Genomic DNA, 24,591 nt, shown 5'->3' with positions numbered 1-24,591 from the left:
TGTCATATTCCAATCACCTTCCTTCCGTTTTTTTCCCGGAGGCAAAAAGCTTTGAATAACTGCATGCAATATCCGCCTCCAGGTTCTGTTTTAATTTTTCTGCCACTGCAAGAAACACTTCCATCTCCTCCGGTGCAATATTCCGTTTGCAGCGTTCTTCCAATAAATCAATATAGCCAATATGCTGCTCATGGATTTTACAGCCTTTTTCCGTCAGAACCAGTCTTTTCAAACGGCCGTCTTGTTCCACAGATTCCCTGCAGATATATCCCTTCTTCTCCATCAGCTTCACAATACTGGTGACGGTAGACCTTGCAATGGAAAATTCCGTCTCTATATCTTTCTGAAATATATCCCTGTCAGCATTCTCATGCAGAAATCCCAGAATCCAACCATGCATCACAGTTACTTCATCCATATCTTTTTGACTGGTTTCATACGCAATCATATTGCGAAAAAACAGATTATCCAACGTCTTTATCTGAAAACCCAGAGTATTTTTTCTCTTCATTTCATGGTGTTCCTCCTTACATGCAAATACAGCTTATGCAGATATCGTTCCTCCGCCGCAGAAAAGAAATCTCTTCTAAAACGGTCAAATATAATTGTTTTATATAGAACTATTATATGCAGATAATTATTATTGTCAAGAAACTTTACAAAAAAATAATTTTTTACATAAAAATGTTAAGGAATCAGGCGCAGGATTGCCTGCACCAATGGACTGTGCTATAGCCGGCGGCATACAGCACAAGCTAAAACTAGGCGTATTACAGCATACAGACTGCAAAACAACGAAACTGAGCGCAGAACAGATTGTTCTAAGACATTATATGGACATACATCCGGGACAACTCTGCTTCCCCTTCTCCCTGGACCATACATAAAAATTCCCATCCATAACGTTCATAAAAAGAAGTGTGGTCTGTAATCAGATACAGTGTGCTGATATTTCTTTCTTCCATATCCCTGCAGACGTAATCTAACATGCTTCCTGCAATGCCCTGGCAGCGGAACTCTTCTTCCACATAAACAGCGCAGACATTGGGCGTTAAATCCTTTCGTTCATGAAAATCATTGGCTATAACGCCAAGCCCGCCTATAATTCTGCCAGAAAATCCTTTTACTGTTATAGCAGAATTGTCCATGTTCTCTGCTTTCTGACCTGCCATGCATGCTTCCGAATTACTTTCTTCAACTGCCACATACCATTGAGGAACAGGAAGTTGATTCTTCAGGCATTCCTTCATGCTTTCCTGATATGCTTCCAACGGAATCTGCCACTTCTCATGAAACCATTGGGCTACAACATCCAGCAAATCCGGGCAATGCCGGATTGATATTATTTTATAATTCTTCATATTTTTCCTTCCATTCCAATTCTGCACCAGAGCAAAAACTCTCTGAAATAATGCAGAATATTCTGAATATTTAGCAGCCACCCAAAAATGATAAGAATAAATTCAAATTATCATCTCTCTGATTATGCATGCAGACATCTAATACCCGGTACATCCTGCCACCTCTCTTTCCAGCATATATCTGCTTTTTCCAATGCTAACACAAGATTTTGAATAAGTCAATATTTTTTCGAATATATGTTCTAAAAATGTTTGACTTCTGAATTGGTACAGGTTTGAGAATTGCAAAAGAAAGTATTTTTACCGGAACCAGATTTCAGAACAGCCTGTACAGCCCAGCCAATTTGTGCCGAAAATACCAAATAAGGAAATTATGGGGATATTCAGAAAAAGCGTCAAAACATGGTTTACTGAATGCTCTGCCAAACGTGACAGGCAAGAATTGTTTACTGCCTTATGGACTGAGGATGACGCAAAGCTTACAACCCTGATTTCAGATTTATTATTTGATACCATCAGCTACTATGATTATCAGGAAAGTTTTTACCATGCCTTCCTCACTGGCTTATTCTCAAATAAATGAGGGCTGTCGGGAAATCCGTTATTTTCCGACAGCCCCTGATTGTCCTTCTTATACCCCGGAATATGCGGAATATCCTGCATCAATAGGAAGCACTACGCCGGTAATTGCACTGGCTGCCTTGTCGTCACACAGGAAAAATACCCCTCCCAGAAGTTCTTCTCCTTCCACAAACCGTCCCATGGGAGTACCTGCCAGAATCTTATTGGAGCGGGGCGTAGGCGCGCCGTCCTCCTGAAAGAGCAGGGAACGGTTCTGATTGGACACCAGAAATCCCGGCGCAATGGCATTGCAGCGGATTCCTGTTCCTGCAAAATGGGTGGCCAGCCATTGAGTAAAGTTGGACACCGCAGCTTTCGCTCCAGAATATGCAGGTATCTTTGTCAGCGGCACATACGCATTCATGGAAGAAACATTCAGGATACAGCCAGATTTTCTCTCTGCCATTTCTTTTGCAAACACCTGGGTGGGAAGCAGCGTTCCCTGGAAATTCAATTTAAAGACGAAATCCACGCCATTGGGATCCAGGTCAAAAAAGGTTTTCTGGCCCTCCGTTTTCTCATGATGATATTCGTTGTCTGTAGTGGCCCGGGGATTGTTTCCTCCGGCGCCGTTAATTAAGATGTCACAGGGGCCTAAATCTGCCAGCACCTGCCGGTGAACAGCTTCCAGCTCTTCCGGGTCCAATACATTAGCCTTGTAGCCTTCGCAGATATAACCCGCATCCTTGCATTCATCCGCCAGCTTCTTTACTGCCTCCTCATTTAAATCCAAGGCTGCAACTTTCGCTCCTGCCTGCGCAAAAGCTTTGGCCATGGTGCCGCAGAGTACGCCGCCAGCTCCGGTCACTACGACAACTTTTTCGGTAAACTCTATATTTAATGGTAATTCCATCATAATTCTTTCCTTTCTTTATACGTGAAACCCGAAATAATCCCGGGTATTATTGTAACACAGATTACGAATCAACTGCTCCAATGCTGCGTCATCCGCAGGATACTGCCCGCTTTCCACCCATTCTCCCACCAGTTCGCAGAGCACCCGACGGAAATATTCATGACGGGTATAGCTTAAAAAAGAACGAGAATCCGTCAGCATTCCCACAAAGCAGCCTAAGACTCCGTTGGCAGCTAATTCTGTTAGCTGATTACGCATCCCAAAGCGATTATCATTGAACCACCAGGCGCTCCCCTGCTGGATTTTCCCAGGAACGCCTCCCCCCTGAAAGCATGCCATAATGGTGGCAAGAGCCGTGTTATCTATGGGGTTCAGGGAATAAAGGATGGTTTTCGGCAATCCGTCATTTTCCAAGCATGCATTCAACAAAGGAGCGACGCACTCCACGCCGGACTGGCTGTTGACCGCATCATAGCCGGTGTCCGGGCCAAGCAGCTCAAACTGAGGCTTATTGGCGTTTCTCAGGCAGCCGAAATGAAGCTGCATCACCCAATTTTTTTCCGAATATTTTTTGGCGCAGGCAATGGTGACTAAGGTTTTGTAGGCGTCCGCCAGCTTCCTGTCCGGACATTTTCCTTCCATCGCAATGGCAAAGGCATGGTTTGCCGCCATCTTATCCGGCTTTTCATACATGCAGTAATCCAGGCCGTGATCGGCGCAGAGACAGCCGTGTTCGGCAAAGTAATCGATCCGCTCACACAGGGCAAGGGCAACCTCTTCTGCCGTGTCTAATTTGCGGCCCACTGTATCAGACAGCTTGGCGATATATTCCGCAAACCCCGGCTTTTCAATATTTACAGCCTTGTCCGGACGGAATGCCGGAAGGACTTTGATTTCCATTTCCGAATCAGCCTGAATCTCGTCATGGTAAGAAAGGCTGTCTATGGGATCGTCTGTGGTGCAAATAGCCTGCACGTTAAATTTTCGCATCAGAGAACGGGCGGAATACCTTTTTAACACTTCATTGCAGCGATCATAAATGTCATCTGCATTTTCTGCCGTTAAGGGCTCTGCAACGCCAAACCCCCGCTGAAGCTCTAAGTGGCTCCAGTGGTAAAGGGGGTTGCCGATAAGTTTTGGCATAACGCTGGCAAAGGCCCGGAATTTCTCACGATCCGGCGCGTTTCCGGTAATTTTATCCTCAGTAATCCCGCCTGCCCGCATCACCCGCCATTTATAATGATCGCCGCCCAGCCAAACCTGGGAAATATTTTCAAATTTCCGATCTTCGGCAATTTCCTGGGGATTGATATGGCAGTGGTAGTCGATAATGGGCAGCTTTTTGGCTGTGCCGTGGTATAATTTTTCTGCTGTAGCTGTAGACAGCAGAAAGTTTTCATCCATAAATTTTCGCATTCCGCGCCTCCTGTTCTAAATTTTCCCGGCTTCCCGCTCCAGCATATCCCAGCAGCCCCACAGATACATGATTCCAAGGGCACGGTCATAAAGCCCATACCCCGGACGGCACTGTTCGCCCCAGATATGGCGGCCGTGATCCGGTCGGATATATCCCTCATAGCCGCAGTCATGGTAAGCCCTCATAATCTCAAGGATTCCCACATCTCCGTCACAGTCTCTGTGGGAGCTTTCCGTGAAATCCCCATTGGGAAAATGCTTCACGTTGCGGATATGGGCAAATGCAATCCTGTCACAGTAAGTCCGTACAATATCCGGCACATTATTTTCCGGATTGGCTCCCAGGGAACCGGAACACAGGCACAGGCAGTTGTGGTCGTCATCCACCATGGACAGGAACTTCCCAATGGATTCCTTATCCACCAAAAGTCTTGGCAGGCCGAAAATATCCCAGGGCGGATCATCCTGATGAATTGCCATTTTGATCCCAGTCTCATGACAGGTGGGCATGATGGCTTCCAGAAAATATTTCAGATTTTCCCAGAGCTTTTCTTTGGTGACGGGGCGGTAAGCCTCAAACAGTTCATCTAATTTTGCCATCCGTTCCGGCTCCCAGCCCGGGAAGGTCATCCCATGAAGGTTTTTCAGAATATAATCTGCCATCTCTTTATAATCTTCCTGAATCTTCGCCTTCTCGTAAAATAATGCGGTGGAGCCATCCTCCATAGGATGAAACAGATCTGTCCTGGTCCAATCAAAAATAGGCATAAAGTTATAGGTTACGACTTTTACCCCGAACTTGGAAAGATTGCGCAGGGTCTGCTTGTAGTTTTCAATATATTTGTCCCGGGTGGGCAGTCCGATTTTGATATCGTCGTGAACATTGACGCTTTCCACCACATCCATATTGAAGCCATGCCCTTCAATCTGCTGCCGCATTTTTTCAATTCCTTCCACTTCCCAGACTTCCCCTGCTGCCTTGTCGTGCAGCGCCCACACCAGGCCGGTGACGCCGGGAATCTGCTTAATCATCTCCTGGGTGATGCTGTCATTTCCTTCGCCATACCAGCGAAATGTCATCTGCATAATATTCCTCCTACAATATAAAAATTAAATCCGTGTATCAAAAATCCCGCAGAAAGAATCCACCGGATCTTTGCCTGTAAATGCTTCTTCCCCTGCCATCAGCTTTGCCACCAGTGCATCCAGGGTCACATCCTTGCTGTCATATGCATTGATATACGTTCTGGCCTGGGGAATGTCTGCCAGCACAAAAGGATGCTGAACGCCGATCACTACTACCGGAAGTTCAAATACATACCAGGGAATTTCCCCGCCGCCTTTTGTCATGCCGAATGCAGGGCGGGCCACAGGCTGGAAACCTCCCGGAATGTCCACCAGGGTGATAATCAAATCCTGCTTTTCCCGGAATTCTTTGATGGGAGTTTTTCCGGCAAAATACATATTAAGGTCTGGTTTTTCCCCGGCCTGCATTTTCTTTTGCATCTGTTCGATGGGGCTTTCATAGATAAAAGCGTCAAATCCCTGGGCGCAGAGCTTGTCTTTCAGCGTCTCTGCCGGTGATTTTTTTGCCCCAAATAAGGCTCCCAAGCCTGGCGCAGACAAGCCCTTCACATACACAATCATGATCCTCTTATATCGTTCCGGCGTAATAGGAAGCACATCTTTATCTTTATATTTTACCAGGGTAATGGACTTATCAGAAATCTCTTTCTGCATCTCCTTATGAGCCTGGCATCCCACAATCTCATGTACCTGCTCTTTGGGCGGCATCAGTTCTGTTTTCACCTTTTTGTGAAGTCCCATATGGGCTTTCAGCGCAAGAATCCTGTGGAGGGCGTCATCCAGGCGTTCCTCAGTAATCCTGCCGTCCAGATATCCCTGCTTCATGCTGGCGAAATCTTCTTCCATTTCATTAAAGAACAAGAACATGTCAACGCCTGCGGCAATAGCAGCCGGAAGCACGTCGCTGCGCTTCATGCGGCAGGTCAGCCCCACCATATGGGAAGCGTCCGTCAGCACCATTCCGTTAAAGCCCAGCTTCTGCCGAAGCAGTCCCTGAATCAGTTCCGGGGACAAAGTTGCAGGCATCATCTCATCATCCGACAGAGCCGGATTAAAATGGCGGGCATAAGCCGGCTGCATAATATGTCCTGCCATAATCGCTTCTAACCCGTTGTCTATCAATATCTGGTATACCAGCCCGAAGGTCTTATCCCACTCTTCACAGCTCATAGAGTTCACGCTGTTTGCCACATGCTGATCCCTGAAATCCAGGCCGTCTCCTGGAAAATGCTTGGCTGCGCAGCAAAACCCTGGATTGGCATGAGCCCCTTCCATATATGCTTTTGCCATTACTGCCACCCGCTCCGGATCGTTTCCATAAGTGCGCAGGCCAATCACTGGATTTTCCCAGTTATAAAGAATGTCGCTGACCGGCGCAAAGGACAGATTGCAGCCAATGGCTGCCGCTTCCTTATTGGACATATAACCCAGCTGATACGCATAGTCTGCATTCCCGGTGGCAGCGATTTTCGTCTGATTTCCGATGGTGGTTCCATCGGTACAGGCTCCGTCTCCGCCGTTTTCCGTGTTGCAGGCAATAATCAGCGGAATTTTGCTGTTTTCCTGTAAAATCCGGTTCTGTTCATAGATTTCATCTGCAGTTCCAGGATTGTAGCGGATGCCGCCGATGTGATAATCCTTCACTGTCATTTTCAGATAATCCTCAGTGCGGCTGGAACCCATATTGAAAAATAACTGACCGATTTTTTCATCCACTGTCATATTTGCAATCGTATCTTCCACCCATTTACAATCCTCATCTGACAGGTAAAACGGCTTCGCTTTCATATCTACCATAATTCTTCCTCCTCTGGATATCAGATACGCCCAGGGGCATTTCTCCCTCTTGTCCTGCCCCCAGAGCGTGTTTGAAAAAGCATTATTTTCCAAACACGCTCTGGGACGCCTGATATTTCATTTTTCCAATCGCAATTTTATTTTTCCCCGAGATTTGCAAGGAATTGCTTTTCCTTCTCCTCCTGGTACTGACCGCCGTAAGAGCCTTCCAGAAAATGCTTTAATCCAACTTCCCGGAATTCCTTCCAGCTTTCTGCTTCCCTGCGCACCAAAATTGGGTAAAAATACACACCGTTCTTTTTCGCCGCTTCCAAATCACCCGGAGCGTCTCCACACATCAGCACATGCTCCGGCTGATACCCACGCTTCAGCAGCTCTCCAATACAAAATGCCTTACTTCCGGAATCCTGGGCAAGCACCACATCCGTATATTCCAAAAGCCCGTGGATATCCCATTCTTCCAGCACAGCCCCAGGATTGGCGCTGGATACCACAGCAATGTCAGAATCTCTCCATGCTTTCTTTAACGCCTCCCCTACCCCTTCAAAGGGACGTTTTTCCTCTTCCGGAAGCCGTTCCACAGACTGATTCACTGCACGGCTCCAGGAAAGGGCTTTCTTAAGGCAGACACTTTCCCCCTTAGAAATCTCTCGTTCCAGTGCGTCATTGGATAGTTCAGGCGTCTCATCCACCCAGCGCACCAGCCTTTCCAAATCCTCAATCCCGCAGTATTTTTCCTGTATCTCAGCCAACGCTTTTGCCAGTCCCCTGAAACGATTGATTCCCCGGGTCATGGTATAGAGATTGATTTCATTCCAACGGTTTAAGATTTCTTCCTGCCACTCTTCCAATCCCCACTCCGTCACCATGCATGGGCCGAAACACCGGAAATGCTTGATATCCATGGTGTCCATGGCACAGCCGTCGCTGTCCACACAGACCAGAAAATCATTGCGCTTTGTATACGCTAAAAATTTATCTGCCATAGCGTTCTCCTTATCCTTGCGCTTTATGCCGGCGCGCCAGTTCTGCAACGTTCTCTTCCACCCGCTTTTTGTTCAGAGGATAGATAAACCACAAGCAAAGAGCAACCAGGACAAATCCCACAAGAGGCGCAATACAGGACAATTTAAAGATCCCCTCTGTTACATCCGGGTCAAAAGCAGTTGCCTGGGTATAACCAATCATAGAAAGGAGCGCTCCCGTCAATCCAGAAGACAAAGCCTGGCCAATTTTTCTTGCAAAAGAATATACTGCATAAATAGTGCCGTCTTCCCGGATACCGTTTTTCACTTCTGAATCGTCAATAACATCTGTAATCATAGCCCAGATTATCATATTGAAAAATCCCAGCCCGATATATGCAACCGTGTAAAACGCCACATAGACATAAGGATTTGCCGGATGGATTATCAAACACGCCAAATATACCACTGCCGCAGCCAAGCAGGATACTGTGGAAAGCTCCTTTTTTCCGAATTTCGTTGAAAGCTTTACTGCCAGCGGCGCACAAATCGCCAGCATTACTATCGTTCCGGTCAGGGAAGAAAGCGACTGCGCCTCAGCGCTTCCATAGAAATTGGGGAATACAAACCCTGCCATCCCCTGCATGGTCAGCATTGCCAGAAGCAATGCAATTGCCGCTGCAATAATTCCCAATAAGGAACGGTTGGTGACAAGGCTCTTGAATAATCTTGCAATGTCCAGCTTCTGATTATTGGCTGGAACTTCCACACGTTCCCGTACCAGCTTAAAACAAAACAGGTAACAAATAATAGCCAATACGCCAAATATGCCTGCAATCACGGTCATACGAGGACCAGAAAGCACAGTATTGCCATTGACGGTTTCATATGCAAACAACGGGGTTCCAACGCCAATCACCAAGCCTGCCAGTGTGCCGCCAATGGATCTCCAGGTGGACAACTGAGCCCGGTCTTTGGGATCTGGAGAAATAGCAGATGCCATGGAACCATAAGGAATGTTAATGGATGTATAAAAAATGGAGCCCCACAGTATGTAGGTAACAACCATCCAGAACACCTTGAACCCATACGCCATATTTGCAAATGCTGACTGATAAATCAAAAACGAAGCAATTGCCACCGGACCGCACATCCGTTTAATCCAGGGACGGAACTTCCCATCCTTAGTTGGTTTGGAACGGTCCACAATCTGCCCCATGGTGACGTCCGTAAATGCATCAATAAAACGCGCCGCCATCATCAGGGTACCTACAACGCCGGAACTGATGCCCATAACGTCTGTATAGAATTTCAGCATAAAACTGGAAGATAAAATAAATGTAAAATCATTCCCGAAATCACCGAACATATAACCAAGCTTGTCCTTTATGCCAAAAGGCTGAACCGAAGAATTAGAATCTGTTCCCATAATTTCTCCTCTCTCATTTCTGCACTTCTATTTTTCGTATTTACTGCTCCAGTACTGCGTTGTAAGCGCCGTCCTTGAGGGCAAAGGCTCTATTTTAAATTCATTCAACGCTGTACCAGAGAGTATTTGTTATTTCTTCATATATTATTCCTTGTCAATCTGAATCAGCTGGGCGTTCAGGCTTTCCACAAACCCATCCGGCATCATGGAGCCTGCCATTTTTGTCATATCCTCTGGCTTCATGGATTTCATCATATCCCACATCCCTACGCCCGGAGCCAGGTCAAAGTTTGTGGCCAGCTTAATGGCTTTTGCAGTTACAGCCATGGCTTTTTCTGATTTAGAGATTTCCTCCATGGTGCAGCGCACACTGTACTTGCCTTCCGGGAATTCCATGGGAGCTTTTAAATCTAAATCCCCCACCAGCTTAAACCAGTTAGCCACTCCTTCCGCCCGTTCATTCACTTCTGGCAATACATAAATATCCGGCTCTTTTTCCACTTTTTCAATGGTCATGCTGTCTTTGCATTTCCCAGCCACTGCAAGGATGTTATTGAAGCCATCTCTCAGCGCAACGTGAAATACGAATACCTTGTCTGCAGTTTTTACGCTTTCCAGTTCTCCGTTCACAAACAGAGAAACCGCAGGCTGATTGGAGTACACGCGGATTTCTGTAGTTTCCCCTGCCCGCTGTGCATACCGCCTGCCACAGAGATGAACCATAGGCTCTTTGTTCCAGTATGCCTTGTAAACATAATAGCTGTCCTTCTTCGTTTTCCGGTCCATGGTAACCAATCCCTTGTTATTCCTTCCGGCTACGCCGCCCTCATTTCTGGCTGCGCACCCGAAATCAAACATATTCCATACATGGCTGGACCAAAGCCAGGGACGCTCATCCAACACTTTTGCCATATGTTCATGGTAAAGGGCCTGATACTCCTCGCTGTAATCCTTGCAGGCCGGATTCGGTCCATGGTAGGTGATGATTCCTTCGCAGCCGTACTCAGATACTCCTATCGAAATCTCCGGATGCTCTTTGTGGAAATTGTCAAACCAGGGCCCGTTGTCCTCCATTTTTCCGCCATACCAGCCAAAATAATGGTTGTAGCTTTCCACATCTGTAATCCCATGAACCGGGCTGTCTATGGGGGTCATGGACACATGGGCAATGGTGGTCAGACGAGTAGGATCTAATTTTTTACACAATGCATTCAGTTCCTTATGGTTTTCTACCAATTGTTCTGAAATCCCCCCAATCAGAATCTCATTGGAAATGCCCCAGAAGCAAATGCTGGGATGGTTGTAATTCTGAAGCACCAGCTCCTTCAACTGGGTAATGCAGTTCTGGTGCGCTGCCGGATCTTCATTCATTACACTGATAAAGGGAATTTCCGCCCACACTACAAATCCCAGTTCATCACAGGCGTCGTAAAAATCCTGGGAATGCTGATAATGGGCCAGGCGGATGGTATTTGCGCCCAATTCCTTGATGATTTTTGCATCGTTGTAATGATCTTCTTTGGTCAGGGCGTTTCCTTTATAGAGCATGTCCTGATGACGGCTAACACCCCTTAAAGGAGTGGGGATTCCGTTTAAAATAAATCCTTTGTCCGGATCACAGGAAAAGCTGCGGACGCCTGCCCGGACAGAAACTTCATCATAAGCTTCATTCCGCCTCTGCAGCGTTGCCGTTACCGTATACAGATAAGGATTGTCACAATCCCACAAAGTAACATCCGGCACATAAACCTCCACTGCCGTGCTGTCTGCCGGACGCACTGCATTAGCAACTTCTTTTCCGCATGCATCCTGAATGCTGTATAACACGGTAAAATTCTCATCCGCATGCACCGGCCATGACTCCAGCTTAAATTTCGCCCCGCCGCAGTCACAGGGAACGGCGGTCACCATAAATCCGCTGCTGCCCCAGTGCTCCAAATCGAAATGGGCCTCCGGCACGCTGATTAAGTTTACGCCCCGGTAAAGTCCGCCATAAAAGGTAAAATCTGCAGACTGGGGATAGACGCTGCTCTTATTCTCATTACTGCAGGCAATGGTCAGAAGATTTTCTCCTTCTTCCTTGCAGGCTTCTGTAATATCTGCCCGGAAAATCGAATAACCGCCCTCGTGATAATATTCTCCCTTTCCATTGACATAGACTGTAGCCTGCTGCCCTGCCGCCAGGATTTCAAGGAAAATACGGCCTCCCTTTAAAGGCTGCGCCGGGGTCTCAAAGGTTTTGGCGTACCAATAGCACCCTCTGTCATAGCTTCCGTTTCCGTCATGACCGTCCACCGCATTCCAGGTATGGGGCAGATCCACATCCTGCCAGCCATTGGGCATAGATTCCGGCAGTTTTTCATTTTCTTTAGAAAATTTCCATCCTGCATTCAGGTTAATAATGTTTCTCATATCTTTCCTCCTTCTTTATTTTCTACAATATCTTTCCATATGGATTTGTAATTATACGTCACTTTACACAATTCGCATGGCATTTTTTTGTCATACTTTGTCAGTTATGTACAAGTACAATCCTACATATATTGCCTTTATTTTGCGAGATACGATTTTTAGTATTTTTTGCATTATTTTTATTTTGCGTTGATTTCACCTGAAAAATGTGCAAAAATAAATAAAAATTTTTCGATTTCTTGTATGAAAGGGGAATGATACCTGAGAGTGTAATTAATTTGTCAATGGATTCCTCCTAACATAGCAGGAATCCATTGGCAATTCATTTGACTCACGGTATAAAAGAAAGGGGGAGCATATTTACATCCAGACTTTCCAAACTGCATCCACAGAACTATCCACAGAGAAAGAGGTTGAGAAAAATAGAACAGATCTTATTATCCTTTGTACAGGATTTATTAAAAAATAATACAATTCCAGTAAACTGCATTACCCTGCCCTGTGAGGATTATTCCTGGCTGGACTTCGGGCTGCGCGCCACAATTCTGGAAAACCATGACCATGAGTTTATAAAGACGTATTTGCAGCAAATTAAACCAAATACCATTTATTATCTCAGAGACACCCTCCATTGCACCTATACCATTTTCCGTATTCCGGACAGCTCGAAACTCATGATCTGCGGCCCTGTGCTGTTTGAGGAAATGTCACCTGCAAGACTGGAGGAAGTGTTTCGGAAAATGAAAATTCCAGAAAATCAACAACCGGTACTACAGGGATTTTACCTGCGGCTGACCTCCTTTCCCTCGCCAACGGTTTACAACAATATTTTTTTTACTCTGGGAAATTATATTTTCGGGGAAAACAAATATGAAATTATATTGAATGATTTTCATGATATAGACAGTTGGTATGAAACTTATGTCCATTACAGCAATATGGAGGATTCCCGGATGAATATCCGTATGATCGAAGAACGATACGCTATTGAAGCGCAGATTCTAGACGCCGTAGCCAGCGGCAATGAATCCAAGGCTATAAACATCATATCCAAGCTGAGCGGGCGCAACCTGCCCTACCGGCTGCCCAGCAGCCTGCGGGACAACAAAGACTACGCCATCGCTTTTAATACATTACTTCGCAAAACTGTGGAGCAGGCCGGCGTCCATCCCATCCACATTGACACCCATTCCAACCAGAATGTGAAATTAATTGAGCAGGCTTCCAGCAAGGAGCAGTGCAGCCTCGTCCAACTGCAGTTTGTACGAAACTACTGCCGCATGGTGCGTGAATATACCCTGAAGGACTACTCTCTGCTCACCCAGAAAATTATAACTTATGTCAGCACAGACCTGACCTCTGATTTAAGCCTGAACGCCATGGCAGAACTTCTGAATGTGAATGCCAGTTATCTTTCCACCCTGTTTAAACGGGAAGTGGGGATTCCTCTTACAGATTATGTCAACCGCCAACGGGTGGAACAGGCGAAAAAACTTCTGGTGGCTACGGAGCTTCCCATTAAAATCATTGCAGAAAAATCCGGAATTCCCGATGTTTATTATTTCAGCCGGATGTTCAAGAAGCGGACGGGATGTACGCCAAAAGTTTATCGGGAACAAGCAGGCAGGGATGGGGGACTGCATGAAACATAAACAACGAATGAAAGGTATACCCAGGATTTATCGCTAACAGAAACACAAATATAGAGAAACAAATTCGAAAAAATCCGCTGCAGTCAAATATTTTCTCTGCAGCGGTCTTTTTTAACAGGACCATTCAAAGGTTTCTATTTGCTTTTTACCCTTTCTCATATCCATTCCTTTTATACAGAATTAAAAACGCCAGTACACTGATAATAAATTCCCCAGCCATCACTGATATATCCAGCGGCTTTATCACATAATCGCTCCATTGCGGCTGATACTGAGCCATTTGATCTTGGCTACTGCCGCTAATTTATTGATATTTTCCATTTTTAAACGCCTTTACAATCACACATTCAAAGAACTTCCCGTCACCTGCAAAAACACATTTTCCAACGTAGGTTCGCAGGAGTGGAGGCTTTGGATCTCATCCTGCTCCATCCATGGGTTCCCCCTTTAATTCCATGTCCAGAAAATAGATTCCCCGCCTGGGAGAGGACTGCATGGCCTCTAAAATCTCCTGAGGACGCCCCGTGCGCCTGGCAATTTCCATATCATAACCTTCCATCAAAATCTGCTTTTCCAGACATGCTCCGTCACGATATCCATTGTAATTTCCTAACCGGAAACCACACTCCAATACTTCTTTTTCTTTAAAATAACATTCCTCATAGGAATTTTCCCATGCAGCAGATTGTAAACCGCAGATGACGGCGTCTGAACCACAATATAATTTAATTCATCTATATCCGTGCACAATGCCACATAATACTGTTGCTCATCTCTGCAGAGAAAAACACAGGAACCTCCAAATAATCTACCAATGCCTGTTCCAAATGCAGATTTTTTCCTTCAATGCGAGAACATAATTCCTACCCATTCCACTACTCCTCCTTTAACCGAAATCCACTGACATCTGCATCTTTATTGTTCCGCAATTTCCTGCTTATGTTAGCAACAAGATCTGACAAATTACAAAATCGTCCCGCCGCCCACTACAAGCTCTCCATGATAGAAGACTACAGCCTGTCCAGGGGTAATGGCCCTTACTGGTTCCGAAAACCGGCACTCTGCCTGATCTTCCTCCACTTTCCGAATCCGGCAGGACGCTCCCCTGTGATTGTAACGGATTTTGGCTACAACCTCCATTTCGTCATCCAAATCTGGAACAGACATAAAATTCAATTTGTTACAATACAGAATATCTCCAAAAACCTCTTCATTACTGCCAAGCACCACCTCATTGGTATCCGGACGGATTTCTGTCACAAACACCGGATACCCCATGGCAATGCCAAGGCCCTTGCGCTGTCCAATGGTATAATGGGTAATTCCTTTGTGCCGTCCTAATACTTTGCCGTCGCCTGATACAAAATTTCCCGGCAAAGGCACATCCTGTCCCCTCTCCCGTTCTATAAATCCTGCATAATCTTTATCAGGAATAAAGCAGATTTCCTGGCTGTCCGGCTTATGCGCCGTCCGTAGGCCGATCCGCTCTGCCATGACCCGAATTTCCTCCTTTGTATAATCCCCCACCGGCATCAGCGTATGGGCAAGCTGAAACTGGGTCAAATTATACAAGGCGTAGGTTTGATCCTTCGCTTCCGTGGCAGATTTCTGCAGCGTATATCTTCCGTTGGATAACTGACGGATTCTGGCATAATGTCCGGTAGCAATATAATCTGCTCCAATCTCCATACTGCGCTTTAACAAGGCTTCCCATTTCACATAGCGGTTACATGCAATACAGGGATTGGGCGTACGGCCCTGTAAATATTCCGCCACAAAATAGTCCATAACATTTTTCTTAAATTCTGATTTGAAATTCATGACATAGTAAGGAATATCCAGCATTGCAGCTACACGTCTCGCATCGTCCACTGCTGACAGACCACAGCATCCCCCCTGTTCCTCCTGGATCTGTTCTTCCTCATCCTGCCAAATCTGCATGGTGACGCCGATGACCTCATACCCCTGCTCCTTCAGCAGCCATGCTGCCACGGAGGAATCCACGCCGCCGGACATCCCCACTACCACTTTTTCTTTCTTCATAAATGATTCTGATAATCCTCTTCTTCTCCGCTGATATTTTCTGTTCCCAAGTTTAACTCAAAAACTTTAAGCAGAATTTAATAATCCTCTTCCTCTTCTTCCTCACTAATATCATTCTTGGGTTTCTCCAGCCCTTCGATCTGAATGCCATTTTTCTCTGCATAATCCCAAAGGGCGGCATGAATGGCTTCTTCTGCCAACAGGGAGCAGTGCACCTTCACCGGCGGCAGTCCATCCAGCGCCTCCATCACAGCCTTATTGGTTACCTGCAGCGCTTCCTGGATCGTTTTGCCCTTTACCAGTTCTGTTGCCATGGAGCTGGTGGCAACTGCCGCACCGCAACCAAAGGTTTTGAATTTGACATCCTGAATAATTCCGTTATCATCAATATCCAGAAAAATACGCATAATATCGCCGCACTTGGCGTTTCCTACTGTTCCCACGCCGCTGGCGTTCTCGATTTCTCCTACGTTTCTAGGATTCTTAAAATGATCCATAACTTTTTCACTATACATTGTTCTTCCTCCAGATTCTTTCCGTATCAAAACGCTTTCGCAACGCTCTGTTTCTGCATTGCATAACTTTTGCAGCACTTTTTTCTAATGGCTGTTCTTTTTCATATAGTCTTCATACAGCGGAGACATTTCCCGAAGCTGGGTGACAATCTCTTTCACTGCATCCACCGTATCATCAATATCCTCTTTGACCGTATCTTCCCCCAGGGTAAGGCGCAGGGAACCATGGGCAATCTCATGAGGAAGCCCGATGGCTAACAGCACGTGAGAAGGGTCCAGGGAACCGGAAGTGCAGGCAGATCCGGAAGATCCGCAGATCCCTTTCATGTCCAGCATAATCAGCAGGGATTCCCCCTCTACAAACTGAAAACAAATATTTACATTATTAGGGAGACGGTTGGTTCTGTGACCGTTAATCCGGCTGAAAGGAATTTCCTTCAAGATACGCTCCATCATATAATCTCTCAGTTCCCGTTCCCTGGCCGTGCGTTCCTCCATATTGGCCAGGGCAAGCTCTACGGCCTTTCCAAATCCCACAATCCCCGGAACGTTCTCGGTTCCTGCCCGACGTTTTCGTTCCTGAGCGCCCCCATGGACAAAAGAACGAATTTTCACACCCTTGCGGATGTACAAAAATCCTATTCCTTTGGGACCGTTTAATTTGTGGCCGCTGCTGCTTAACATATCGATATTCAGTTCATCTACATTAATGGGAATCTGCCCGAATGCCTGTACTGCATCTGTATGGAATAAAATGCCGTGTTCCCTGGCAATCTCCCCGATTTCCGCCACCGGTTCTATGGTTCCGATTTCATTATTGGCAAACATAATAGAAATCAGAATCGTATCCGGCCGTATGGCTTTCTTCAATTCTTCTAATTTTACCACGCCGAACTCATCCACATCCAGGTAAGTAACCTCAAATCCATTCTGCTCTAACCACTGACAGGTATGCAGCACTGCGTGATGCTCAATCTTACTGGTAATGATATGCTTTCCCTTATCTTTATAGGCTTCTGCCGTAGCTTTGATGGCCCAGTTGTCCGATTCGCTTCCCCCAGCGGTAAAATAAATCTCATTTTCTTTGGCGCCGATGGCATTTGCAATTATTTCCCTTGCCAAAGATACCGCTTCTTTGCTTTTTCCGCCGAATTCATACACGGTAGAAGCATTTCCATAAAATTCCGAAAAATACGGAAGCATGGCTTCCACTACTTCCGGCGCTGTTTTCGTAGTTGCTGCATTATCCAGATAAATCATTTTTCCCATATTTACACCTCTGTCTTAGAATTCTCCGTCTGCTTTTTACTTTCTCTTACCAGTTCTCCGATATAAATGCTGTTTACCGTGTCATTGATGCTGTCGTTGATCCGTTTCCAGACTATTTTACTTACGCATTGGGAGGAACCGCTGCAGGAAGCTTCCCCGCTGCCGTCAATCCCTGCACATTCCACCGGCGTTAAATCTCCCTCCAACGCCCGCAGCACATCGCCCACGGAAATTTCCTCCACCGGCTTTGCCACCCGATAGCCGCCGTTCACGCCCCGGACACTTTTAACGAGCCCTGCTTTTTTCAGCTTTGCCATCAATTGTTCCAGGTAGCTGACGGATATTTCCTGGCGCAGTGCAATGCTGTTTAATGAAACCGGCCCTTCTTCCCCGCAGACTGCCAGATCAATAAAGGCCCGCAGCCCATATTTTCCCTTTGTAGATAATTTCACTCTGTCACCTCTATCAGAAATGCTGCATTTTCACCTGACATAGACAATGCAAAAACACCCAAGCCTTATCGCAGGTTACTTCTGCCTTAAATTCCGAGTACTTTAGTCAGGATTTATTACAATCGCATAGTACCATGATTTTATTCTGCTGTCAAGTTTATTTTTTTATGTATTATGGTTCCCGTTTCCACATACACTGATAATAATCTTCAATGGAATTCTGGTGACTTTATGAAATTAAACTCTCTGCGCAGCCACCCTCTGATTACCGGTACGCTGCTCTTAACCCTGGCGGGACTGCTTTCCCGGCTGATTGGCTTCTTCTTTAGAATATTCCTCTCCCAGCGAATTGGTGCAGAAGGAATGGGAATTTACCAGCTTACCTTTCCTATCCATGTACTCACTATTTCTTTGACCTCCTCCGCCATTCAAACCGCCATCTCCCGGTTTGTGGCACAGGCTGTCATTGCCGCTGACAATCCCGGTTCCGCTCCGGGCAGAGGGAAATCCTTCTGCAATGAAAAATGTTATCTGACTGCAGGGCTGATCCTGTCTTTGTCTCTTTCCTTTGGTTGTATGGCTTTTCTATACCGGTTTGCCGACTGGATTGCCGTGATCTTTCTGGAAGAGCCAAGATGCGCTACCCTTCTTCAGATCCTGTCCTTTACCATACCATTCGGCGCCATCCACGCCTGTATCAACGGTTATTTTTACGGCCTGAAGAAAACCTTCGTCCCCGCCGTTTCACAGCTTTTAGAACAAGCGGTACGGGTTGCCAGCGTATGGCTTTTCTTTGAAATCTCCATGGAAAAGCACAATGCCATTTCCCTGAATCTGATCACCTGGGGCATGGTAGCAGGAGAAGTGGCCGCAGCCCTGTTTTCCATCAGTTTTCTGCGCAGGAAAAAGAACCGTGGCAGCCGCCTTCTGGCCGTAAAGCAGATTTTTTTCATGTCCCTTCCCTTAAGCGCCAACCGGGTTCTGGTAAATATTCTGCAAAGCATGGAAGCCGTTATGATTCCGGGGCAGCTCAGACAATACGGCTATACCAGCTCTGAATCCTTAAGCGTATACGGCATTCTCACGGGCATGGCTCTGCCTATGGTGCTGTTTCCCTCCGTGCTTACCAACTCCGTTTCCGTCATGCTGCTTCCCGCCATTGCAGAGGCTCAGGAAAAAAAAGAACACCGTTACATCCTGACACTGATCAAAAGAACCTGTTTCTACAGTCTTACTCTGGGGTTCGGATGCACGATGCTGTTTCTGTTTCTGGGCCGTTTCATGGGGCAGTTCCTTTTCGGAAATGAACTTGCCGGCACCTTTATTGTGATTTTAGGCTGGATTTGTCCCTTTTTATACTTGTCCACTACCCTGCACAGTATTTTAAACGGACTTGGGAAAACCACCTCCACCTTCTTCCTGAATGTGACAGGGCTTGGAATCCGCATTGGTTTTGTCCTGTTTATCATTCCTCTTGCCGGAATCAAAGGATATCTGTGGGGACTTTTAATCAGCCAGGCGGTAATGGCCGCCGGCGCGTTGCTTTTGCTTCTGAAAAAGCATACCCACAAATAATAAAGAGCGTGTTTGAAGCGTCATTCCTGCAAACGCCCCTTGCAGGATGCAATACTTCAAACACGCTTCAAAACGAATTCCCAAATTCCCTAAAATTTCCGGAATTCGTTTATGTCATTCACAAGCTCCCTGACACACCGAATCTGATTTTCAAACACGCCGGCCTGATATAAATTAATTAAAATCATGCCCAGCGGCACCGCAATAATCATTCCCACAATACTGCTGATTCTGTAGCCTATATACATAAAAATCAGCGTTGCCAGAGGATTCATGCCAATAGTATCCCCTACAATTTTGGGCTGAATCACCTGCCGCACAATCTGGGTTATGGCATAAAGTATGATCAGGCCAATAGCCATCCGGTAATCCCCTGAAAGCACCTTGATTACTGCCCAGGGGCCTAATACTGTTCCTGTTCCGAAAAAAGGCAGCATATCAAGAAACGCTATCAAAAAAGCCACCAGCAGCACATAGTCTACTTTCAAAATAAAAAGCCCGATAATCAGCAGCACATAGACCACTCCCATAATTTTAAACTGGGCTTTGAAATAGCCTCCCACCACCCGTTTCAAATCATTGATCACGTCTGCCACCCGGTTCCAAACGCCGGAAGGCGCTGCTTTTTTCAATTCTGCCAGAATCCCATCCCGTTCCGCAGTAAAAAAGTATGCGGAAAGAAGGCTCATAATAATAGCAATCAGCGTTCCCGGCACATTCTTAACAAAGTTCCCTGCCGCATCAAAAGTCGGCTCTCCGATCGCCTGAACCATACCGCCCAGATATCCCGTCAGCTCCGCACCGATCTCCTCCAGATTTTCCTGGGTGTCCTTGGGAAGGCGGTTGTAAAACACTTCCAGATTTTCACCGATTTCTTCAAAATCCTCCTGAAGATTGGCATACATCTGTGGAAGATTGGTAATTAAATTCCCTGTCTCCACCACCAGCCGGGAAACGCCTAAGTATCCCAATCCGATTACTGCCGCTAAAACGCCGATAATAATCATCATAGAGCCGTGTTTTCTTACAATCTTCACCCTTTTTTCTAAAAAGCGCACCAGCGGATTGGCAATCATGGAAATAATCCACCCAATCACAAAAGGCATAAAAAATACAAGTAATCTTGGAAAAATAAAACAAAGACACACAATGGTAAATAATGCCACCAGCAGGTTTACCAGTATCTTTAAATATTTTGTAGATTGCTTCACGCTACCACTCCTTGTTTCCTGTGATTCCCCGCATTTCAGAAACGACCAGCAGGGAATCTGTAAGCATCTGCTCCCACTTTCTACAATTCCTTACGCTCTACCCCATAAGCCGCTTCTAATTCTTTCACTTTCGCATCATAGGCTTCCTGCTGTCTGCCCTGGATTAACTGCTGATGGATCTTCGCCTGCACTTCTTCAAAAGGTCGGACACTGGCTTCCTTCTTATCCTCCACCAAAATCAAATGGAATCCAAACTGCGTCTCCACAGGTCCGATGATTGTCCCGATCTCTCCCTCAAAAGCTGCTTTTTCAAATTCCGGCACCATCTGTCCCCTGGTAAAATACCCCAGATCTCCGCCCTTGTCCTTGGAAGGGCAGGTAGAATATTTCCCGGCCGCTTCTTCAAAGCCAAGACCCTGTTCCAGCTCTTTTGCAACTTTCTGCGCTTCTTCCTTCGTCTCTACCAGTATATGCTTTGCACTGACCTGCGCCTTTTCCTGAGAAGTCTCCGGATGATCCTCATAAAATTTCTTTTCTTCTTCTTCGCTGATTTTGATTCCTTCCACCACGCTGGTGGCTGCCATATGGCTGGCTAATTCTACCTTTAACTTTTCCACCATTTCCTCATATTCCTGGGATTTCGTAATTCCTTCTTCTACCGCCATTTTGTGAAACAGATGGAAGGCGATTAATTGCTCTAACGCCTGCTGTTTTGCCTGGGGACTGGACATGTAAATCTGCTGCTCCGGCGGATAGTTGCTGATCAGGTTATTCAGCTCCTGCTCTGTAATCTCATGTCCTGCTGCTACTGCTAAAATCTTCTCACTCATGTTCTCTGCGCTTTTGCGCTTCCTTTCTATATATTTAAATTTTATCTTTATGAAAATACAGTGGAAACACTTTTTCTGGCACTGCCTTTACTGCCGCACTCAAAATCTATCTTCCAATTCCTATGGGCATTTTACCACAAAACCATCCATTCGTAAAGGCAGGGAAAATTCCTTGTCACAAAGCAGCTAGAACCGGCCGATTCCGGCCTAGAGATTGTTCTTCCTTCCCCACACGTAAGTCACAAAATAAATCACAGAAGCAAGAATCACAATGGCCGGCCCCGTAGCCACATTTACATAATAGGAAACCACCAGCCCCAGCACGCCGGAAAATACAGAAAACAAAACAGAAAAGAAATGATACTCCCGCATATGTTCAGAAATATTCCGGGCAGAAGCTGCCGGAAGAATCAGCAGAGCGTTGATAATTAAAATCCCCACCCATTTAATGGACACCATTACAATCAACGCAGTCAACACCGCAAAGAGATTTTCCATCCAGGCCGCGGAAATGCGACGGCTTTTCGCCAACGTCCGATTCAAGCTCACAGCCAACAGCTTATTAAATCCAAGCAGCCAAAACACAAATGTAACAGCAAAAATAAAAGCAAGATATAATATTTCCTCAGGTGTAATGCTTAAGATATCTCCTACCAGGATACTGGAATATCTGCTGAAATTCCCGCCTCTGGACAAAATTGCCAGTCCCAGTGCAATACTGAAGGAAGAGAACACAGAGATCACAGTATCGGTGGAAGCCGCCACACGGCTGCTGATTTGATTGAGCAGCAAAGCAAATATAATTGCAAACACAACCATGGAAAGATTGGTATTTTCCACGCCAAACACTACCCCTACCGCAATTCCCGTCAATGCAGAATGGCCTAATGCATCTGAAAAAAACGCCATTTTCCGATTGACAATCATGGTTCCCATCAATCCAAACAAAGGGGTAATAATCAAAACCGCCAAAAAAGCATATTTCATAAAATCATATTGCAGCCAGGAGAAAATTTCCATCTACCTTTCCTCCTTTCTCTGTTGAAAATTATCTATGTCTTTCCCAGAGCTATTTAGTCTTTCCGAAAGTATTCCCAACTCCCTTACGGATCCTTTTGGTCTTACCTGGAATACTTCTGCAAACGCTTCACTCTCAAATACCTCTTTCACGGTTCCCTGCCGTAAAATAGTCTTGTCCAGAAGTATTACCTTATCTGCATACCGCTTCACATAATCCAGATCATGGGAAATCAATATAATTGCCAGATCATAATGTTCCTTGAGATGATAAATGGTCTTATAAAAAAGTTCCATTCCATTCTGGTCAATCCCGGATACCGGCTCATCCAGCAAAAGCAGGTTGGGAGAATCCATAATAGCCATAGAAAGCAGCACCCTCTGCAATTCTCCGCCGGACAGGTTACACACCTGCTGATTTAATAAATTATCCGCTTCAAATATTTTCAAGCATTCCAGAATCTGTTCCTTCATTTTCCTGCTTTTCATCAGAAATACTGGAACATTACTATGGTAGGAAGCAATCATATCATAGACGCTGACGGGAGTCTGCTTCTCAATATTCAAAGTCTGAGGCACATAGCCGATTTTTAGTTTCTGGATTCTTCCATTTTCCCGATCCTTGAATTCAATGGTTCCTGTATGAGCCATTTCTCCTAAAATCGCACGAATTAATGTGGATTTTCCCGCTCCGTTCCGGCCCACCACTGCATTTAAGCTGCCGCAGTGAATATGCAGGTTAATATCCTCCAGAATGATCTGCTGCCCCAATTCCACTCCAAGATGCTTTACCTTAATACAGTGAAGACCACAGGGTTTTATCATTTTCCTCATCTTCCCGCCTCCTGAATTCTATAACCCGCCCTATGAGCGCTGACTCTTTCCGGCTTTTTCACCAGAACCTTTTCATTCCCCAATGCCTGCCTTAACAAATCAATATTCTTCTGCATGGCTGTCAAATAACTGTCTGCCTTATCCTCCCCCCGCACCAGGGTATCCAGATAGCAAACCTGGCATCCTGTCTCTTGTTCCACCGTTTCCCCCATATCTTTCCCATACAATTCCTCAGCCAGCACAAGGGAGACCTGATTCTTCTCCATTTCCTCCAGCAAATCTGCCACTTCCCCTGCGCTGACCTGCCGTTCTTCATCCAAATCCAGGCAATATACAGCATTCAGGCCATATTGTTTTGTCGTGTATTCATAAGCTTCATGGAAAATCACCACATTGGCTCCCTCTGCAATCTCCGCCTTGACTTCCTCAATCTGTCTGGTAAGCTCCTCCACTTTTTCACAGTAATCCGCCGCATTTTCCTGATAAATTTCTTTATGGGCAGGATCTGCCTCACTGATAGAATTCGCAATATTCTTTACCATCTCTGCATAGATTCGGGTGTCCATCCAGCCATGGGCATTCTCTTTGCCATGATCGTGACTCTCTTCTAACTGATAACTCTCTCCCTGGTGAGGATTCTCTTCCGGATGCATCTCTTCCTCTAAATGCGCAGAATCCTCCATCAGGGCAATCCCATCTGTAATCTTACGGATTGCAAGTTCAGGATACGCCACTCCTACTTCTTCCAGAAATCCTTCAATTCCGCCGCCGTTTACTAAAAATAAATCTGCCTTAGATAATTCAATCATATCCTGCGGCGTAAGCTGATAGTCATGCATGCATCCCGTCTGTGGCTCGCTTAGATTTTCCAGAACTACTCCTTCACAATTTCCCACTACATTTTTCGCGGCAATATAAACAGGATAGAAAGAGGTGACAATCTTAATTTCCTCTCCGTCTCTGCCGCCCTCTTTCAGATGCAGATACGCTTTCGTAAAAATACCGCTTGCCAAAGCAATGGCAAGCAGCATGCAACATACAAACCGATATTTATTTCTTTTCACGCTTTCCTCCCGATTTCGCAGACTTTTTCTTTATCCCAGCTTTTTTCGCTTTCTTCTTTTTCATTAATTTCTTCGGGAGATCAGCGGCTTTTCTTCTGGGTTTTCTTACCGGAGTATCCCCATCCTTCCCAGCGGCATACCGTTCATCCGCTAAAGAACCTTTTTTCTCTGAAAATTCTGGTATTT

Annotated in this window: 24 protein-coding genes; 3 read left to right on the top strand and 21 right to left on the bottom strand. The window is 45.8% G+C overall.

Going from position 1 to position 24,591, the window contains the following annotated elements:
• Nucleotides 1-13: 13 nt before the first annotated feature.
• Together E5329_RS13550 and E5329_RS13545 are read right to left on the bottom strand one after the other, a co-directional pair.
• Nucleotides 14-511 (bottom strand): MarR family winged helix-turn-helix transcriptional regulator, encoded by a 498-nt coding sequence (locus E5329_RS13550; RefSeq protein ID WP_135990055.1) that lies wholly within the window; start codon nucleotides 509-511, stop codon nucleotides 14-16.
• 310 nt (nucleotides 512-821) lie between these two features.
• Nucleotides 822-1,361: a GNAT family N-acetyltransferase gene (locus E5329_RS13545; protein WP_135990054.1), complete on the bottom strand. Its 540-nt coding sequence runs from the start codon at nucleotides 1,359-1,361 to the stop codon at nucleotides 822-824.
• 373 nt (nucleotides 1,362-1,734) lie between these two features.
• Here E5329_RS13545 and E5329_RS13540 point away from each other — a divergent pair, with 373 nt between their 5' ends.
• Complete coding sequence (locus E5329_RS13540; RefSeq protein WP_275443252.1) at nucleotides 1,735-1,944, top strand: hypothetical protein; 210 nt, start codon at nucleotides 1,735-1,737, stop codon at nucleotides 1,942-1,944.
• A 48-nt stretch (nucleotides 1,945-1,992) separates the two neighbouring features.
• Here the strand turns inward: E5329_RS13540 and E5329_RS13535 are convergent, their stop codons facing one another.
• The 7 genes from E5329_RS13535 to E5329_RS13505 all read right to left on the bottom strand — a co-directional run bounded on the left by E5329_RS13535 (nucleotide 1,993) and on the right by E5329_RS13505 (nucleotide 11,943).
• On the bottom strand, nucleotides 1,993-2,835 hold the full coding sequence (locus E5329_RS13535; RefSeq protein WP_135990061.1) for an SDR family oxidoreductase: 843 nt from the start codon (nucleotides 2,833-2,835) through the stop codon (nucleotides 1,993-1,995).
• An 18-nt stretch (nucleotides 2,836-2,853) separates the two neighbouring features.
• Nucleotides 2,854-4,254, bottom strand: a complete 1,401-nt coding sequence (gene uxaC, locus E5329_RS13530) for a glucuronate isomerase (RefSeq protein WP_135990053.1) — start codon at nucleotides 4,252-4,254, stop codon at nucleotides 2,854-2,856.
• A 15-nt stretch (nucleotides 4,255-4,269) separates the two neighbouring features.
• Nucleotides 4,270-5,340 carry a mannonate dehydratase gene (gene uxuA / locus E5329_RS13525; RefSeq protein WP_135990052.1) on the bottom strand — a complete coding sequence of 357 codons (1,071 nt, stop codon included), beginning with the start codon at nucleotides 5,338-5,340 and terminating at the stop codon, nucleotides 4,270-4,272.
• Nucleotides 5,341-5,364: 24 nt separating this feature from the next.
• Nucleotides 5,365-7,137: a glycoside hydrolase family 3 protein gene (locus E5329_RS13520; RefSeq protein ID WP_135990051.1), complete on the bottom strand. Its 1,773-nt coding sequence runs from the start codon at nucleotides 7,135-7,137 to the stop codon at nucleotides 5,365-5,367.
• Nucleotides 7,138-7,274: 137 nt separating this feature from the next.
• Nucleotides 7,275-8,123 (bottom strand): HAD family hydrolase, encoded by an 849-nt coding sequence (locus E5329_RS13515; protein WP_135990050.1) that lies wholly within the window; start codon nucleotides 8,121-8,123, stop codon nucleotides 7,275-7,277.
• Nucleotides 8,124-8,133: 10 nt separating this feature from the next.
• Nucleotides 8,134-9,531 (bottom strand): MFS transporter, encoded by a 1,398-nt coding sequence (locus E5329_RS13510; RefSeq protein ID WP_135990049.1) that lies wholly within the window; start codon nucleotides 9,529-9,531, stop codon nucleotides 8,134-8,136.
• 144 nt (nucleotides 9,532-9,675) lie between these two features.
• Nucleotides 9,676-11,943, bottom strand: a complete 2,268-nt coding sequence (locus E5329_RS13505) for a glycoside hydrolase family 2 protein (RefSeq protein WP_135990048.1) — start codon at nucleotides 11,941-11,943, stop codon at nucleotides 9,676-9,678.
• Between the two features lie 413 nt (nucleotides 11,944-12,356).
• Here E5329_RS13505 and E5329_RS13500 point away from each other — a divergent pair, with 413 nt between their 5' ends.
• The gene (locus E5329_RS13500; protein ID WP_135990047.1) at nucleotides 12,357-13,595 is read left to right on the top strand and encodes a helix-turn-helix domain-containing protein; all 1,239 of its coding nucleotides are present in this window, start codon (nucleotides 12,357-12,359) and stop codon (nucleotides 13,593-13,595) included.
• A gap of 145 nt (nucleotides 13,596-13,740) precedes the next feature.
• Here the strand turns inward: E5329_RS13500 and E5329_RS30700 are convergent, their stop codons facing one another.
• The 7 genes from E5329_RS30700 to E5329_RS13470 all read right to left on the bottom strand — a co-directional run bounded on the left by E5329_RS30700 (nucleotide 13,741) and on the right by E5329_RS13470 (nucleotide 17,874).
• Nucleotides 13,741-13,875, bottom strand: a complete 135-nt coding sequence (locus tag E5329_RS30700; RefSeq protein ID WP_275443250.1) for a hypothetical protein — start codon at nucleotides 13,873-13,875, stop codon at nucleotides 13,741-13,743.
• A 138-nt stretch (nucleotides 13,876-14,013) separates the two neighbouring features.
• Nucleotides 14,014-14,154: a response regulator gene (locus tag E5329_RS30695; RefSeq protein WP_275443248.1), complete on the bottom strand. Its 141-nt coding sequence runs from the start codon at nucleotides 14,152-14,154 to the stop codon at nucleotides 14,014-14,016.
• Nucleotides 14,155-14,204: 50 nt separating this feature from the next.
• Complete coding sequence (locus E5329_RS29760) at nucleotides 14,205-14,351, bottom strand: hypothetical protein (RefSeq protein ID WP_168356621.1); 147 nt, start codon at nucleotides 14,349-14,351, stop codon at nucleotides 14,205-14,207.
• Between the two features lie 207 nt (nucleotides 14,352-14,558).
• Complete coding sequence (mnmA, locus tag E5329_RS13485) at nucleotides 14,559-15,638, bottom strand: tRNA 2-thiouridine(34) synthase MnmA (RefSeq protein WP_135990046.1); 1,080 nt, start codon at nucleotides 15,636-15,638, stop codon at nucleotides 14,559-14,561.
• A gap of 77 nt (nucleotides 15,639-15,715) precedes the next feature.
• Nucleotides 15,716-16,153, bottom strand: a complete 438-nt coding sequence (gene nifU / locus E5329_RS13480; RefSeq protein WP_135990045.1) for a Fe-S cluster assembly scaffold protein NifU — start codon at nucleotides 16,151-16,153, stop codon at nucleotides 15,716-15,718.
• An 84-nt stretch (nucleotides 16,154-16,237) separates the two neighbouring features.
• Complete coding sequence (gene nifS, locus E5329_RS13475; RefSeq protein WP_135990044.1) at nucleotides 16,238-17,422, bottom strand: cysteine desulfurase NifS; 1,185 nt, start codon at nucleotides 17,420-17,422, stop codon at nucleotides 16,238-16,240.
• Nucleotides 17,423-17,424: 2 nt separating this feature from the next.
• The gene (locus tag E5329_RS13470; RefSeq protein WP_135990043.1) at nucleotides 17,425-17,874 is read right to left on the bottom strand and encodes an RrF2 family transcriptional regulator; all 450 of its coding nucleotides are present in this window, start codon (nucleotides 17,872-17,874) and stop codon (nucleotides 17,425-17,427) included.
• Nucleotides 17,875-18,105: 231 nt separating this feature from the next.
• On the opposite strand from E5329_RS13470, the gene E5329_RS13465 reads away from it, so the two are divergent.
• Complete coding sequence (locus tag E5329_RS13465) at nucleotides 18,106-19,449, top strand: polysaccharide biosynthesis protein (RefSeq protein ID WP_135990042.1); 1,344 nt, start codon at nucleotides 18,106-18,108, stop codon at nucleotides 19,447-19,449.
• An 89-nt stretch (nucleotides 19,450-19,538) separates the two neighbouring features.
• On the opposite strand, the gene ytvI is transcribed toward E5329_RS13465, so the two are convergent.
• From ytvI to E5329_RS13440, 5 genes are all read right to left on the bottom strand, one after another.
• Nucleotides 19,539-20,660 carry a sporulation integral membrane protein YtvI gene (gene ytvI, locus E5329_RS13460; protein ID WP_135990041.1) on the bottom strand — a complete coding sequence of 374 codons (1,122 nt, stop codon included), beginning with the start codon at nucleotides 20,658-20,660 and terminating at the stop codon, nucleotides 19,539-19,541.
• Between the two features lie 80 nt (nucleotides 20,661-20,740).
• A complete protein-coding gene (locus E5329_RS13455) occupies nucleotides 20,741-21,490 on the bottom strand; it encodes a peptidylprolyl isomerase (RefSeq protein ID WP_135990040.1) in 750 nt (249 codons plus the stop codon).
• A gap of 207 nt (nucleotides 21,491-21,697) precedes the next feature.
• A complete protein-coding gene (locus E5329_RS13450) occupies nucleotides 21,698-22,510 on the bottom strand; it encodes a metal ABC transporter permease (RefSeq protein ID WP_135990039.1) in 813 nt (270 codons plus the stop codon).
• Nucleotides 22,511-23,341, bottom strand: a complete 831-nt coding sequence (locus tag E5329_RS13445; RefSeq protein ID WP_135990038.1) for a metal ABC transporter ATP-binding protein — start codon at nucleotides 23,339-23,341, stop codon at nucleotides 22,511-22,513.
• Complete coding sequence (locus E5329_RS13440) at nucleotides 23,338-24,405, bottom strand: metal ABC transporter substrate-binding protein (RefSeq protein ID WP_135990037.1); 1,068 nt, start codon at nucleotides 24,403-24,405, stop codon at nucleotides 23,338-23,340. Before E5329_RS13440 ends, E5329_RS13445 begins: the two co-directional genes overlap by 4 nt.
• Nucleotides 24,406-24,591: the final 186 nt, after the last annotated feature.

Source organism: Petralouisia muris, from assembly GCF_004793545.1.
GTDB classification, from domain to species: domain Bacteria; phylum Bacillota; class Clostridia; order Lachnospirales; family Lachnospiraceae; genus Petralouisia; species Petralouisia muris.
The sequence above is the reverse complement of the archived record's forward strand: the minus strand, read 5'-3'. Positions and strand labels throughout refer to the sequence as shown.